Origin of the sequence: Mesorhizobium sp. M0037, from assembly GCF_040323635.1 — a bacterium.
Classification (GTDB): Bacteria; Pseudomonadota; Alphaproteobacteria; order Rhizobiales; family Rhizobiaceae; genus Mesorhizobium.
Genome location: NZ_JAMYVB010000006.1, coordinates 118,184 through 132,310 on the forward strand (window position 1 = coordinate 118,184; position 14,127 = coordinate 132,310).

Below are 14,127 nucleotides of genomic sequence, written 5' to 3' on the forward strand. Positions count from 1 at the left end.
GCAGAGTCTAGCGGCGGCCGGCGAGGCAATTCAGCTTTGATGATGGCTTGGGTCCATGATTTGAGGTAAAAATCACCAAGAAGAAGCTGAAAGAGAGTGAAAATGCCTCAGTTCGACGATTTCGAGATCAAGATGCTGGATGTTCTTCAGCGCGATGGACGCAAGCCCGTGTCCGAACTGGCGCAGGAGATCGGCCTGTCGACGACGCCTTGCGCCCGCCGCTTCGAGGCGCTGCAGGAGGCCGGCATCATCAAGGGCTTTGCCGCCGTGCTCAACCGCCGCGCCGTCGGCCTGATGGTCGAGGTGTTCATCCAGGTGCGCCTCACCAGCCACAGCGACGGTTCGCCCGAAACCTTCATCGCCGCCGTGCAACGCATGGACGAAGTGTCGTCATGCTGGACGATGACCGGCGACCACGATTTCCTGCTGCACGTCATGGTGCCGTCGGTCGACGAACTCAACGCCTTCGTCATGCACCGCCTGATGCGCCTTGCCGGCGTGCGCGACGTTCACACCCAGCTGGTGCTGCAGAACATCAAGGGCCCGGGCCACGTGCCGCTCGCCCACCTCAGGCGGTAGGACACGCATCGCCATTTCTGCGGAAAAGCTGCACGCAAACTGCTGAACGGAGCCCAAATGCGAAACTGAAACGCCGGCTACGCCATGCGGACCGTCGCTCAAAGGTCCGTCATGAACATCGTGCTGATCAATCCGCCGCACACCGCCATCGGCAGCCGCGTGCCCGATGACCATCTGCCACCGCTCGGCCTGCTGGCACTGGGCGGCCCGCTTATCGACGCCGGCCATAAAGTCCGGCGGGTCGATGCCGAATTCGGGCCGATGCCGTTGGAAACGCTGGTGCGCGATGCGCTCAGCGGCCAGCCCGATTGCATCCTGATCGGCCACTCCGGCTCGACCTCGGCGCATCCCACCGCGCTCGCGATCGCCCGCATGGTCAAGGCGCTCGAGCCGGCGACGCTGGTGATCTATGGCGGCGTGTTCCCGACCTATCACTGGCGCGACGATGCGCTGGTACACGCAAATGGGCCGCCGCGTGGTTCCACGAGGTCTGGGGTTTTCTGGCCCGCGACCGCCGCCTCAAGGATGGTCCGACGCTGGCTGAGTTCTGGGGCGCTCCGCAGGATCCCGATGAGGAATCCATGGTCGTCATGCGCCCGTCGCGCAAGCCGGCCGAAGCGGCTGTCGCGATCTCTGCCGGCGCCTGACAGGCTCGCTGCCATTCATAGATACGTACCGTATGCGTATTGACATACGCAGCGTATGTACCCACCTCATGCATACGGGACGTATGTGAGTGCCCCGGACAATGGAGTGAAAATGACCAAACGTGACGCGATCTTTCCTGCCGGCCGGCAGGCTCTCTACGAGATGAATCGCTATTCTGCTGCAATCCGATCGGGCGATCTTTTGTTCGTCTCGGGCCAGGTCGGCAGCCGCGAGGACGGGTCGCCCGAACCTGCATTCGAAAAGCAGGTCCAGCTTGCCTTCGATAATCGCGCGGCAGTACTGAAAGCAGCGGGCTCCACGTTCGACGATATAGTCGACGTGACCACCTTCCACACCGATCCGGCAGCGCAATGGCCCGTGATCGATGCCGTTCGGCTGAAGGTGTTCGGTGAACCGCCCTACACCAATTGGACGGCGGTCGGCGTCAACTGGTTAGCCGGCTTCGACTTCGAGATAAAGGCCATCGCGCGCCTGCCCCAGCCTGCCTAACGGCTGGCCAGCCGATCGACTGGCCGCCAAGCAAGTTGCACCTCAGGGCACGATCAGCGTGCCGGCGCCGTGTTCGGTGAACAGTTCCAGAAGCACCGCATGCGGCGTCTTGCCGTTGAGGATGACGACGCCTTCGACGCCGCGCTCGATCGCCTCGATGCAGGTCTCGACCTTGGGGATCATGCCGCCCGATACCGTGCCGTCCTTGATCAGCGCCCTGGCCTCGGCCACCGTCAGCTCGTCGATCAGCTTCTTGTTCTTGTCGAGCACGCCGGGCACGTCGGTCAGGAACAAAAGGCGCGTCGCCTGGCAGGCGCCTGCAATGGCGCCGGCGAAAGTGTCGGCATTGATGTTGTACGTGTGGCCGTCGCGGCCCGGCGCCACCGGCGCCAGCACCGGGATCATTTCCGAGCGTGCCAGCAGATCGAGCAGGGTGCGGTCTACCTCGACCGGCTCGCCGACGAAACCGAGATCGAGCACACGCTCGATGTTGGAGTCCGGGTCGATCATGGTCTTGCGCGCCTTTTCGGCGAACACCATGTTGCCGTCCTTGCCGCACAGGCCGATCGCCCATTCGCCCTCGGCGTTGATCAGCGCGACGATCTCCTTGTTGATCGAACCGGCCAGCACCATCTCGACGATCTCGACCGTCTTCTGGTCGGTAACGCGCAGCCCGCCTTCGAACTTGGATTCGATGCCCATCTTGGCCAGCATGGCGCCGATCTGCGGCCCGCCGCCATGGACGACGATCGGGTTGACGCCGGACTGCTTCAGCAGCGCGATGTCACGGGCGAAAGCCTTGCCGAGCTCGATATCGCCCATGGCATGACCGCCATATTTCACCACCACCGTCTTGTGCTCGTAGCGCTGCATATAGGGCAGGGCCCGCGAGAGCAGGGCGGCCTGCATTTCGGCGGTGGCGGTGATCTCCGTCATCGGCATGGTTCCCTGGATGTGGGTAAGGACGGCGGCGTCTTAGCGGGAATTGGCCCAGGCCGCAAACAGCTTTGCTATCACGATGATGAAATCTGCCGGATCAGGCCGGCACCTTGAGCGGCGCCCGCCGCGTCAGCCAGCCGGAAACCTTCTCCATCTGCGCGGCAAGCGACAAAAGCGTCCTGCTCGTCGCCGGGGCGGCCGACGGCCTGGATGCCGAGCGGCAGGCCAGCATCGGTGACATGGACCGGCAGCGCGATCGACGGCTGGCCGCTAACATTCTGGATCGCCGGCCAGTGGTGAACCACAGGCTCTTGTCCATCAATTGCCCAAACAGGGATCTGATCTCCAAGAGACGGGTCAAATGCAATTTGTCGAGCAGGTTTTCGATGAGCTCGTCGGCCCCCTTCGGGTCCATGGCGCCTCAGGCAAGCGGCGGATGCGCAATGATCGGGTTGCCTCGGCGCGCGCGATCGCAGCATCGACAAGGTCTGGCGGCGAGATCTCGCCTCTGTGCACAGCCTGCCAAGTCGGTTGCATCGTTCTCCCACAGCATCTGTTCGGCCGACATTGCTGTTCCCCTTTCTGCGGGAGGCTAACGACAGCCGATTTCCTTGGCACCGACCGGCGATTACTGGCGATCGGGCGCGGACATCGTTTGCGTGGACAACAAGATTTCTGCCTTTGCAAATAAATTGTGATCGCTTAGCTTGTCCGTATGACGCCGCAGGATATCTCCACCCTGATTGTCCGAACCTCGATGAAGGATCGGACTGCGTTCGATCTGCTTTACCGGCAAACCAGTGCGAAACTTTTCGGCGTGTGCCTTCGTGTATTGAAGGATCGCGGAGATGCGGAAGAAGCGCTGCAAGAGGTCTTCGTCAAAGTGTGGACGAAGGCGGACCGTTTCGCTGTTTCCGATCTAAGCCCAATCTCCTGGCTGGTGGCCATAGCACGCAATCATGCGATTGATCGCATCCGGTCGCGACGCAAGCCCGCTGCCGATATCGATGCCGCGCTCGACGTGGCTGACCCCGGTCCGGGGCCAGAGGCTATGGTTGTTGCGGGCGGTGAATCCGAGCGCATCTATCAGTGCCTTGAAGAGTTGGAACAAGACCGGGCGCAAGCCGTTCGGGGTGCTTATTTGAACGGCGAAAGTTACGCCGAGCTCGCGGAACGTCACAAGGTTCCGCTCAACACGATGCGGACATGGCTGCGCCGCAGCCTGTTGAAACTTAGAGAATGTCTGGAAAGATGACCCTGGCAGAAGAAAATGGACCGGAACGTGGAGGCGACGACCTGCTCGCAGCCGAATACGTTCTCGGCGTGCTGCCGGCGGATGAGCGCCAGATAGCCTCCGGACGCATCGACGCGGAGACCGGCTTTGCCCGTCTCGTCGATTCCTGGGAAGTGAATCTCTCGCCGATGGCTGCCGCTTATGCTGAGGTAGAGCCGCCGGCCACCATCAAGCCGGCTATCGATCGCCGGCTGTTCTCCTCCACCGCGGCATCGACGACGGCCCCGAGCGGCAGCCTGTGGTCCAGCCTTAGCTTCTGGCGCGGCCTCACCGCAGCGGCTCTCGCGGCCCTGGTGCTCTATGTCGCCGTGCCTTACGTCAGGTCGCCGGTCGTCGTGCCGCAGGAGCGCCTCGTCGCCTCGCTGGCTGCCGAAGGCAGCGATGTCAAATACCTCGTCGTCTACGACGCTTCCCGCCGCGATGTCGGCCTGTCACTGGTTTCGGGCGAACGCGCCGCCGGCAAGGACTTCGAACTGTGGATGATCGAAGGCAAGAATGCGCCGGTCTCGATGGGTGTCATTCCCGCCGGCCAGGTCACGCACATTCCGGTTACCCCGGCAGTGCAGCAGAAGCTGGCGCAAGGCGCCGTGCTTGCCGTCAGCGTCGAGCCGACGGGCGGTTCGACGACCGGACAGCCGACCGGACCGGTCGTTGCCGCGGGCGACCTGAAGGGCATCTGATAAATCGTAAAACCATGACGTCACAATGAAGACAGCGGAAGTACATCTTCCGCTGTTTTCGTTTTGGATACGCTGCTGGAGATTAGAGGTTCGATCTCCGGAGATTAATTCGTCGACAAAATAAAGGAAATTTTTCCCGGCGCGCGGAAACTCAGGCAGTTCTATTTCGTATCTCCTCATGTTCCGAAAGAGGAAACAATAACCCCGAGGAGTTCGAACACTATGCGTAGAATCGCCACCCTTTTGCTCGCCGGTACCATTACCGTCTCCGCCCTCGCCACGGTCGCCTATGCCGAGAATCCGATGGTTGGCGGCGCCGCCATGTTCGCCAACAAGAACATCGTCGAGAACGCCGTCAATTCGAAGGACCACACCACGCTGGTCGCCGCGGTCAAGGCTGCCGGCCTGGTCGAGACACTGCAGGGCGCCGGCCCGTTCACCGTCTTCGCGCCGACCAATGAGGCCTTCGCCGCGCTTCCGGCTGGCACGGTCGAGTCTCTACTCAAGCCCGAGAACAAGGACAAGCTCACCAAGATCCTGACCTGCCATGTCATCGGCGCCAAGGCGATGGGCGCCGATGTCGCCTCGATGGCCAAGGCCGATGGCGGCACCCACAAGGTCAAGACGGTCGGCGGCTGCGAGCTGTCGCTCAAGGCTGATGGCGGCAAGGTCACCGTGACCGACGAGAACGGCAATGTCGCCAATGTGACGATCGCCGACGTCGAGCAGTCGAACGGCGTCATCCACGTCATCGACAAGGTCCTGCTGCCGAAGATGTAACAAAGCCCCTGCCGCCGACGAACAGGCGGTAAGCTCCTGCAGATTGCGCGGCCCCGCCCCCGTGGGCCGAGCAAACGACCGAGCGCTCCATCCCGTCCGCAATAAGCGCGGAGCCGGTATGGAGCGTTCGTTTGCAGAGGCCCACCGTCGCCGGCTTTTGATTTTGCAGTGCCGGCCAGATCTGGCATAACAACCCGCAGGAGGATTTCTGTCATGAACCGTCGCGACTTGCTTTTGAGTGGCGTCGCCTTTGCGACCGTTGCCGGCGCGGCGGCAACGTTGCGCTTGGGCGGGCCCGCCAAAGCCGCCGAAACCTTCGAGGTCACCAAGACCGACGCCGAATGGCACGCCATCCTGTCTGACGAAGCCTTCAACGTGCTGCGCAAGGAGGGCACCGAATATCCCGGCACCAGCCCGCTGCTCAACGAGCACCGCAAGGGCATTTTCGCCTGCGCCGGCTGCGACCTGCCGGTCTATTCCTCGGAGACCAAGTTCGAATCCGGCACCGGCTGGCCGAGCTTCTGGCAGGAGATTGCCAACGCCGTCGGCAAGACCGAGGACCGTTCGCTCGGCATGACGCGTACCGAGGTCCACTGCCGCCGCTGTGGCGGCCATCTCGGCCATGTCTTCGACGATGGCCCGGCGCCGACCGGCCTGCGCCATTGCATCAACGGCGTGGCGCTCAGCTTCAAGCCGGCCACTGCCTGACCGTTCGGCGTCTTTTAGCGGGATTGGGGATTTGGCGCCGGTGTGACGACCGCCTCCTATCTCTTGAAATGGGGCGAAAACAGTCAACTTCAAGAATTGGCAGACGGCTTTTTATGCGTAGATTCCGCAGCCCTTAACGAGAGGGCCAGAACCTATGCAACGAACTGAAGCACGGGCTCGCGACGGCGAGCCCAAATCGACCGCCAAATCGACCGACGGTGTTGATGCGGACCGGCCGCGAATATCCCATTCCGTGGTGATCGCCGGCGGCGGCCCGACCGGGTTGATGCTGGCCGGCGAGCTTTCCCTGGCCGGCATCGATGTCGCCATCGTCGAGCGGCGCGAGAACCAGGACCTCGCCGGCGCGCGCTCGGGCGGCCTGCATTCGCGCACCATCGAGATCTTCGACCAGCGCGGCATTGCCGATCGGTTCCTGTCGCAAGGCCAGACCGCACAGGTCGCAGGCTTCGTCGGCGTTTCGCTTGATATCAGCGACTTCCCCACCCGCCACAATTACGGGCTGGCGCTGTGGCAAAAGCACATAGAGCGCATCCTTGCTGACTGGGTCGAGGAGCTTGGCGTCACGTTCTACCGTGGCCGCGAGGTGACAGGCTTGGTGCAGGATGGCGGCGGCGTCGATGTCGCGCTGAGCGATGGCGGGTCGCTTCGTGCCGATTATCTCGTCGGCTGCGACGGCGGCAGAAGCCTCGTGCGCAAGGCGGCGGGCATCGAGTTCCCCGGTTCCGAGCCGACAACCAGCAATTTGATCGCCGAGATCGAGGTAACGGAAGAGCCGCAATGGGGTATCCACCGCGATGCCATCGGAATTCACGGCCTCAGCAGACTGGAAGACGGTACGGTGCGGGTGCTGGTGACCGAACGCGAGGTCGGGGCCGGCGGCGTGCCCACATTGCATGAGCTCAGCGAGGCGCTCATTGCCGTCTACGGCACCGATTACGGCGTCCACAATCCAACATCGCTGGCCCGCTTCACCGACATGACCCGGCAGGCAGCCTCATACCGCAAGGGGCGGGTGCTGCTGGCAGGCGACGCCGCGCACGTGCATCCACCGGACGGTGGACAGGGGCTGCAGACCGGCGTGCAGGACGCGGTCAATCTGGGCTGGAAGCTCGCCCAAGTGGTCAGGAAAACTGCGCCCGAAAGCCTGCTCGACAGCTACCAGGCAGAGCGCCACCCGATTGCCGCGCGTGTGATGAAAAACACCATGGCGTCGGTCGTGCTCCGTCGCGAAGACGAGCGCACCAAGGCGCTGCGCGATACAGTGTCGGAACTTCTCGGCATGGAAGAGCCGCGCAAGCGTTTTGCCGGCATGTTGTCCGGCCTGGACATCCACTACGATCTTGGCGAGGGGCATCCGCTGCTGGGGCGTCGCATGCCGGATCTCGACCTCGTCACCGCTGCCGGTCCGCTGCCGGTTTTCGCCCTGCTGCACGACGCTCGGCCGCTGCTGCTTAATCTTGGTGAGCCCGGCGCTTTTGGTATCGGCCAGTGGGTGGAGCGGATTCAGCTGGTCGACGCCAGCTACGATGGCGCATGGGAGCTTCCGGTGCTGGGGGCAGTCGAAGCCCCACGCGCAGTGCTGGTCCGGCCTGACGGTTATGTGGCCTGGGTCGGCGGCCCTGAAGCAGCCGGGCTAACCGACTCGCTGACCAAATGGTTTGGGCCGCCTGCCGCAGCATAGCGCGCCGGGTGTTCGACCAAGGAGCTTGACAACGATCGATGCTTAAGCGTGACCCCGGAAATCGGGGGTGATTTCCGGGGTCACACATGAGGGCGCCAGGCGGGGGATCCGGCGCGCTCAATGGCCTCCGCTACCGCTGCCCGCGGGCGGCGCCGGCTTGGCGATGACCAGGGTGAAGACCGCCATGGTCGCGAACAGCACGGTCAGCATGGTGAACACATCCATGAACGACAGCAGCGACGCCTGCTGCTGGACCATGCCCGACAGTTTGGAGATCGCCGCCTTGGTGGCGTCGAGGCCGGGAGTCTGCTGGAAGTCGAGCGTCATGTTCTGCAGCTTGGCCTGCGCCGCTGCACTGCCCCATTCCACATGCTCGGCCAGCCTGGCGTAGTGGAAGGCGCTGCGATCGATCAGCACGGTGTTGATGACGGCAAGGCCGACCGCACCGCCGAGGTTGCGGGTCAGGTTGAACAGGCCCGACGCGTTCTTCAGCCGGTCCGGCGGCAAGGTACCGAGCGCAATGTTGTTGATCGGCACCATGCACAGCATCATCGAGCTGCCGCGCAGGATCTGCGGGATCAGCAATTCCCAGAAATCCCAGTCGGCGGTCAGATGCGTCATCCACCATGTGCCGGCAGCGAAACCGAACAGCCCGATCATCATCATGATGCGCAAATCCATCTTGCTCGACAGGATGCCGGAAATCGGCGCGGTGACGAACATCGCCAGGCCGCTGACGAACAGGGCTTCGCCGATCATCAAGGAATCGTAGCCGCGGATGCGTCCGAGGAACACTGGGTAGAGATAGGTCAGACCGTACAGGCCGATGCCGATGACGAAGGAGAACAGCGAACCGAAGGCGAAATTGACGTTGGTGAAGGCCCTGAGATCGACGATCGGCTCCTCGGCGGTAAAGGCGCGCCAGAAGAACAGCGCCGCACCGACAACCATGATGATGGCGCAGATGAACACGGCCTGTTCCTGCAGCCAGTCATGGTTCGGACCTTCCTCGAGCACATATTCCATGCAGCCGAGGAACGCCGCCATGCCGGCAAGGCCCCACCAGTCGAACTTGCTGAACAGGCCGAGATTGGGCTTGTCGAAATCGATCAGGGTCCAAGTCGTGACCGTCACCAGAATGCCTGGAATGACATTGATGAGGAACAGCCAGTGCCACGACATGGCATGGCTGATATAGCCGCCGACGGTCGGGCCGATGGTCGGCGCCAGCGTCGCCACCAGGCCGATCATCGGCGACACCATGGCGCGGCGCGACGGCGGGAAGATGGTGAAGGCGGCGGCGAAAACGCTCGGGATCATGCCGCCGCCGATAAAGCCCTGGATGGCTCGGTAGACGATCATCTGGTCGATGTTGGTGGCGGTCGCGGCCAGCGCGCTGGCCGCCGTGAAGCCGGCCGCGGCGCCTGCAAACAGCACGCGCGTCGACAGCATCCGGCTGAGGAAGCCCGACAGCGGGATCATCACCACTTCGGCGATCAGATAGGCGGTCTGCACCCATGGGATTTCGTCGGAACTGGCGCTGAGGCCGGCCTGGATCTCGGCCAGCGAGGCTGAGACGATCTGGATGTCGAGGATCGCCATGAACATGCCGAACACCATCGCCAGGAAGGCGATGAGGCGGCGCGTCGAGATGGTCGTCGGTACCGCCGGCATGGCAGGCGCCGGCGCCGCTCCTGCTGTTATGGTTGCGGTTGCCATGGCATTGCTCCCGGCGTTCGCTCAGTTCGCCGCGGCCGGAGCCGTGCGGCTGTCGACGGCGACGACGACGCTCAGGCCGGCGCGCAGCCTGCCGGCCTTCAGCACATCGGCCGGCACGTCGATGCGAACCGGGATGCGCTGCACCACCTTGGTGAAGTTGCCGGTGGCATTTTCCGGCGGCAGCAGCGAGAACACCGCACCCGAAGCCGGCGCCAGCGACGACACCGTGCCTTCGAAATCATGGCCGTCCGTGGCGTCGACCGAGACCCGCACCTTCTCGCCGGGCACCAGCTTGGCCAGCTGCGTCTCCTTGAAGTTGGCAACGATGTAGAGCTTGTCCAGCGGCACCACGACGGCGAGCTTCTGGCCGGGGCTGACGAGGTCGCCCTGCTCGACCGAGCGGTTGCCGACGACGCCGTCATAAGGCGCCTTGAGCACGGTGAAGGACAGATCGCGCGCGGCCTTGTCGCGGTTCAGCCGCAGCGAAGCCAGCGTGCTGGCCGATTCGGCGCGCTGCGCTTCGAACACGCCGATATTGGCCTGTGCGGCTGCAATCTGCGCGTCGGCGCCGACGAGGGCTGCATTGGCCTGGTCGAGAGCGGTCTGGGCATCGTCCAATTGCGCCTGTGTGCCGACATGCGTCTTGACCAGTTGCGCGGCGCGCTGCTGGGCGCGAGCGGCGTTGTCGGCTGCCGCCTGGTCGGCGACCTTCTGCGCCTGCGCCTGTTGCAGCGAAGCTTGCGCCGCCTTGGTCTGCGCGTCGATACGGTCGAGCGTCTTGGCCAGCGTGGCGATCTGCGCCTCCGCCTGGGCAACGGCTATTCTGTAGTCGCCGTCGTCGATCGTCAGCAGCGGATCGCCGGCCTTGACCTGCTGGTTCTCCGAGACCTTGACTTGATCGACATAGCCGGAAATCTTCGGCGAGACGAACGACATGTCGGCCTGGACATAGGCATCGTCGGTCGAGATCAGGAACCGGCCGTCGGTCCAGTAATTATAGCCATACCAGGCGCCGGCGCTGAGCAGAGCGAGGCCGATGATCGGCAGCATGAACGAGCGAGCCGACCGCTTCTTCTTGGCCGGCACCTCGGCCAAAACTTCGGCGGCAGGCTTGATGGGCGCTTCCGGCGCTTCGATAACCGGCGAGACCTTGGCGTTGGGGAAGGGGCGGACTTCGGCGGTGGTTGGCGTGTTCGAGGACATGATATCTCGCTACCGTAGCTACATAAGGAAAATGTGTTATACTGAACCGTTCGGTTCGATGCGAACGTTGACATAGCGCTAAAGCAGGCCCATATCAAGAGCAATCGAACCGCCCGGTTCGAATTATTTCGCGAGGTGTGACTTTAATGGCCGACACGTTACCCGACCTCGAAAATGATCGGTGCGATGTGCTGGATAGTGCGCGTCGCGGCCGCCCGGCGGCGGGCCAGGATCCGGTCAAGCGCAGCCAGATCATTGAGGGCGCGCGGCGCGTGTTCATCGACAAGGGCTTCGAAGCGGCGTCGATGAACGACATTACCCGCGAGGCCGGCGTCTCCAAGGGCACGATCTATGTCTACTTCGCCAACAAGGAAGAGCTGTTCGAGGCGCTGATCGAGGAAGAGCGCGGCACCATCTTCAAGAACATGTACGACATGCTCGACCGCGCCGACGATCTGCGCCAGACGCTGGTGAAATTCGGCAAGGTGCTGTCGATGAAGATCACCTCGGCCAAGGTCATCCAGGCGCAACGCACCGTGATCGGCGCCTCCGACAGGATACCGGACATGGGCGCGCGGTTTTACGAACGTGGCCCCAAACGCGGCCACGACAAGGTGGTCAAGTTCCTCAATGCAGCCATCGAACGCGGCCTGCTCAAGATCGATGATGTCGATCTTGCCGCCTATCAATTCACCGAACTGTGCCTCGCCGGCCTGTTTCGCCAGTGCATCTTCGCCTACCGCACCAAGGCGCCGAGCCAGGATGAAATCGACCACATCGTGCGGTCGGGCGTCAGCCTGTTCCTGAAGTCCTACGGCACCGAAAAGCTTGCCGAGGAAGAAAGCCACCAGATGATCGCTGTGGAGGCGAAGCCAAAGGCAAAGGCCTAGTTAGCCAAGGTCTTTTTTCGCAACTCCGGACGGAAAACCGCTTCACACTTCCTGGAGTTGCTTTTAACCGCCATTGGCCGCCAGCACGATCGCCGCGCGCAGTTCGTCCAGACCCTCGCCCTTTTCCGACGACGTGGCGAGCACGAACGGAAACGCCGCCGGCCGCTTCTTGATCTTCAGTAATGTCTCTTCGATCAGCCGCGGCACGCCGGCGGCCTTGATCTTGTCGGTCTTGGTCAGCACGATCTGGTAGGACACCGCCGCCTTGTCGAGCAGCGACAGCACTTCGTCGTCCTTGGCTTTGATGCCATGGCGGGAATCGATCAGCACATAGACCCGCTTCAGCGTCACGCGGCCCTTGAGATAATCGAAGACCAGCTTGGTCCAGTCGTCGACCTTTTCCTTCGGCGCGCTGGCATAGCCGTAGCCCGGCATGTCGACCAGCGCCATTGGCGGCAAGTCGGTGCCTTCGCCGGAAAACCCGCCCGGCACGAAATAGTTGAGCTCCTGCGTGCGGCCCGGCGTGTTGGAGGTGCGCGCCAGCCCGTTATGGCCGAGGAGCGCATTGATCAGCGACGACTTGCCGACATTGGAGCGGCCGGCAAAGGCGATCTCCGGCGGCCCCTCCGGCGGCAGGAACTTCATCGCCGGCACGCCGCGGATGAAGATCCACCCCTTGGTGAACAGGTCGGTTCCGATGACGGCGTTGCCCAACGCGTTCAAATTGCTGCCTCCAGCCTGGAAATATCGGCGCCCCGGATGGCGTTGAGGTTGCGGCCGATCTTGTCCACGGGCCAATTCCACCACGCCGCGGAAAGCAGTCGCCTGACCGTCCTGTCGTCGAAACGCATCTTCACCACCTTTGCCGCATTGCCGGCGACGATCGCATAGGCCGGCACGTCATGCGTCACCACCGATTTCGCCGCCACGATGGCGCCATTGCCGACCGACACGCCGGGCATGATCACCGCATCCATGCCGATCCATACATCATTGCCGACCACCGTGTCGCCGCGCACTTCCTGCGACCACGTCTTCGGGTCGAAGCCTTGCTCCCAGCCATGGCCGAAAATGTTGAACGGATAGGTGGAAAAGCCGGACATGGCATGGTTGGCGCCGTTCATGATGAAGCGCGCGCCCTCGGCGATGGCGCAGAACTTGCCGATGATCAGCTTGTCGCCGATGAAGGGATAATGATGCAGCACGCATCGCTCGGCGAATTTGTCCGGTCCGTCAGGATCGTCATAGTAGGTGAACTCGCCGATCTCGATATTCGGCGCGGTGACCAGGGGCTTGAGGAAGCCGACGCGGGTGTGCATCGGGATGGGGTGTTTGATGTCTGGGTTGGGTCCGTCCATGGCGAGATCCGTCGAGAGTGGCGCAAATTAAAGCCGCCATTCTAGATGGCGTGATCCGCCCTATAGCACCAATCGCCCGATGAGCGAGCCCTGCTGGGCTTCGATGTTCAGTTCGTGCCGCGGCAGATCACGATCAGGTCGACCGCCGCCGTCGGCTAAGGCGCCCTGAAACCCAAAAAAACGGGGCCCTGCGAAGGACAAGCAGGACCCCGGTGGTGTCGAAGACGGCTTCAAAAGAATGGCACCTCCTCGTGAGGTGGGGAAGGCAGACCGAGAAAGCCCGTCGCAGCCCGCCGTCATTCCCCGTTGCGTAAAGCCGTTACTTCGGCAACAGCACCTTGTTGACGACGTGGATGACGCCGTTCGACTGGTTGACGTCGGCGACCGTCACCTTGGCGGCGCCGCCGGACTCGTCGACGATGTAGAGCGAGCCGCCCTTGACCTCGGCGATCAGCGTGTCGCCGCTAACGGTCTTCATCTCATACTTGCCGCCCATCGCCTTGGCCTTGGTCATCATCTCCTTGGCCGAGATCTTGCCGGCCACGACATGGGCGGTCAGGATCTTGGTCAGCTTGTCCTTGTTTTCGGGCTTCACCAGCGTGGCGACGGTGCCGGGCGGCAGTTTCTTGAAGGCGGAATCGGTCGGCGCAAACACCGTGAAGGGTCCCGCGCTTTCCAGCGTGTCGACCAGGCCGGCGGCCTTGACGGCGGCAACAAGCGTCTTGTGGATCGGCGAGTTGAGGGCGTTCTCGACGATGTTCTTGGAGGTCAGCATCGCAGCGCCGCCAACGGCGGGATTGGCGAGCGTATAGGCCGTCGTAGCTGCGAGGCCCGATAGAGCCAGGCCGGCGGAAAAGCAGAATGCCTTGAGGATGGACTTTGCCATTGGAGAACCTTCTGGTGCGACAATTGTTGATTCGATTGTCGGGAAGAGTTACGCGGCGATTGCGGGAAAGTTTCGGTGCAGAGTAAAAAACGATAATGATAACAAATACTTAAAGGCGAATGCCCATTCCACGCGCCGCATCCCCGCGATGGACATGACGGGGTCACGGATCAAAAACAGCGGTCTTCGGATTAGAGCTGATCGGTGTTGATCGGCCTTGGCGGTACAAGC

General features: G+C 62.7%; 15 protein-coding genes and 1 pseudogene. 9 read left to right on the forward strand and 7 right to left on the reverse strand.

Features of this window, described 5'->3' with window-relative positions:
- Positions 1-102 precede the first annotated feature (102 nt).
- The 3 genes and pseudogenes from NKJ78_RS12105 to NKJ78_RS12115 all read left to right on the forward strand — a co-directional run bounded on the left by NKJ78_RS12105 (position 103) and on the right by NKJ78_RS12115 (position 1,737).
- Positions 103-579, forward strand: coding sequence for an Lrp/AsnC family transcriptional regulator (locus tag NKJ78_RS12105; RefSeq protein WP_023687465.1), 477 nt, complete (start codon positions 103-105; stop codon positions 577-579).
- Positions 580-690: 111 nt separating this feature from the next.
- Positions 691-1,023: pseudogene (locus tag NKJ78_RS12110) on the forward strand (cobalamin-dependent protein); the annotation flags it as partial.
- Between the two features lie 315 nt (positions 1,024-1,338).
- Positions 1,339-1,737 (forward strand): RidA family protein, encoded by a 399-nt coding sequence (locus NKJ78_RS12115; RefSeq protein ID WP_352459995.1) that lies wholly within the window; start codon positions 1,339-1,341, stop codon positions 1,735-1,737.
- A 42-nt stretch (positions 1,738-1,779) separates the two neighbouring features.
- On the opposite strand, the gene argB is transcribed toward NKJ78_RS12115, so the two are convergent.
- On the reverse strand, positions 1,780-2,673 hold the full coding sequence (gene argB / locus NKJ78_RS12120) for an acetylglutamate kinase (protein WP_031209616.1): 894 nt from the start codon (positions 2,671-2,673) through the stop codon (positions 1,780-1,782).
- Positions 2,674-2,750: 77 nt separating this feature from the next.
- Positions 2,751-2,981 carry an amidase family protein gene (locus tag NKJ78_RS12125; protein WP_352459994.1) on the reverse strand — a complete coding sequence of 77 codons (231 nt, stop codon included), beginning with the start codon at positions 2,979-2,981 and terminating at the stop codon, positions 2,751-2,753.
- Positions 2,982-3,391: 410 nt separating this feature from the next.
- Here NKJ78_RS12125 and NKJ78_RS12130 point away from each other — a divergent pair, with 410 nt between their 5' ends.
- The 5 genes from NKJ78_RS12130 to NKJ78_RS12150 all read left to right on the forward strand — a co-directional run bounded on the left by NKJ78_RS12130 (position 3,392) and on the right by NKJ78_RS12150 (position 7,840).
- On the forward strand, positions 3,392-3,931 hold the full coding sequence (locus tag NKJ78_RS12130; RefSeq protein ID WP_023673234.1) for a sigma-70 family RNA polymerase sigma factor: 540 nt from the start codon (positions 3,392-3,394) through the stop codon (positions 3,929-3,931).
- Entirely contained in the window at positions 3,928-4,650 is a 723-nt protein-coding gene (locus tag NKJ78_RS12135) for an anti-sigma factor (RefSeq protein ID WP_023673235.1), read from the forward strand. Before NKJ78_RS12130 ends, NKJ78_RS12135 begins: the two co-directional genes overlap by 4 nt.
- Before the next feature lie 222 nt (positions 4,651-4,872).
- On the forward strand, positions 4,873-5,430 hold the full coding sequence (locus NKJ78_RS12140) for a fasciclin domain-containing protein (RefSeq protein WP_023696028.1): 558 nt from the start codon (positions 4,873-4,875) through the stop codon (positions 5,428-5,430).
- Positions 5,431-5,643: 213 nt separating this feature from the next.
- Complete coding sequence (msrB, locus tag NKJ78_RS12145; RefSeq protein WP_023696027.1) at positions 5,644-6,138, forward strand: peptide-methionine (R)-S-oxide reductase MsrB; 495 nt, start codon at positions 5,644-5,646, stop codon at positions 6,136-6,138.
- A gap of 154 nt (positions 6,139-6,292) precedes the next feature.
- A complete protein-coding gene (locus NKJ78_RS12150; protein ID WP_352459993.1) occupies positions 6,293-7,840 on the forward strand; it encodes an FAD-dependent monooxygenase in 1,548 nt (515 codons plus the stop codon).
- Between the two features lie 117 nt (positions 7,841-7,957).
- Here the strand turns inward: NKJ78_RS12150 and NKJ78_RS12155 are convergent, their stop codons facing one another.
- Complete coding sequence (locus NKJ78_RS12155) at positions 7,958-9,559, reverse strand: DHA2 family efflux MFS transporter permease subunit (RefSeq protein WP_023739775.1); 1,602 nt, start codon at positions 9,557-9,559, stop codon at positions 7,958-7,960.
- A gap of 21 nt (positions 9,560-9,580) precedes the next feature.
- Positions 9,581-10,762, reverse strand: coding sequence for an HlyD family secretion protein (locus NKJ78_RS12160; protein WP_023687455.1), 1,182 nt, complete (start codon positions 10,760-10,762; stop codon positions 9,581-9,583).
- A 146-nt stretch (positions 10,763-10,908) separates the two neighbouring features.
- Here NKJ78_RS12160 and NKJ78_RS12165 point away from each other — a divergent pair, with 146 nt between their 5' ends.
- Positions 10,909-11,652: a TetR/AcrR family transcriptional regulator gene (locus NKJ78_RS12165; protein ID WP_023739774.1), complete on the forward strand. Its 744-nt coding sequence runs from the start codon at positions 10,909-10,911 to the stop codon at positions 11,650-11,652.
- A gap of 63 nt (positions 11,653-11,715) precedes the next feature.
- Here NKJ78_RS12165 and yihA read toward each other — a convergent pair whose 3' ends face one another.
- The 3 genes from yihA to NKJ78_RS12180 all read right to left on the reverse strand — a co-directional run bounded on the left by yihA (position 11,716) and on the right by NKJ78_RS12180 (position 13,896).
- Entirely contained in the window at positions 11,716-12,375 is a 660-nt protein-coding gene (yihA, locus tag NKJ78_RS12170) for a ribosome biogenesis GTP-binding protein YihA/YsxC (protein WP_023739773.1), read from the reverse strand.
- On the reverse strand, positions 12,372-13,010 hold the full coding sequence (locus NKJ78_RS12175; RefSeq protein ID WP_023739772.1) for a CatB-related O-acetyltransferase: 639 nt from the start codon (positions 13,008-13,010) through the stop codon (positions 12,372-12,374). Before NKJ78_RS12175 ends, yihA begins: the two co-directional genes overlap by 4 nt.
- A gap of 319 nt (positions 13,011-13,329) precedes the next feature.
- On the reverse strand, positions 13,330-13,896 hold the full coding sequence (locus tag NKJ78_RS12180) for a fasciclin domain-containing protein (RefSeq protein ID WP_023739771.1): 567 nt from the start codon (positions 13,894-13,896) through the stop codon (positions 13,330-13,332).
- Between the last annotated feature and the right edge of the window lie 231 nt (positions 13,897-14,127).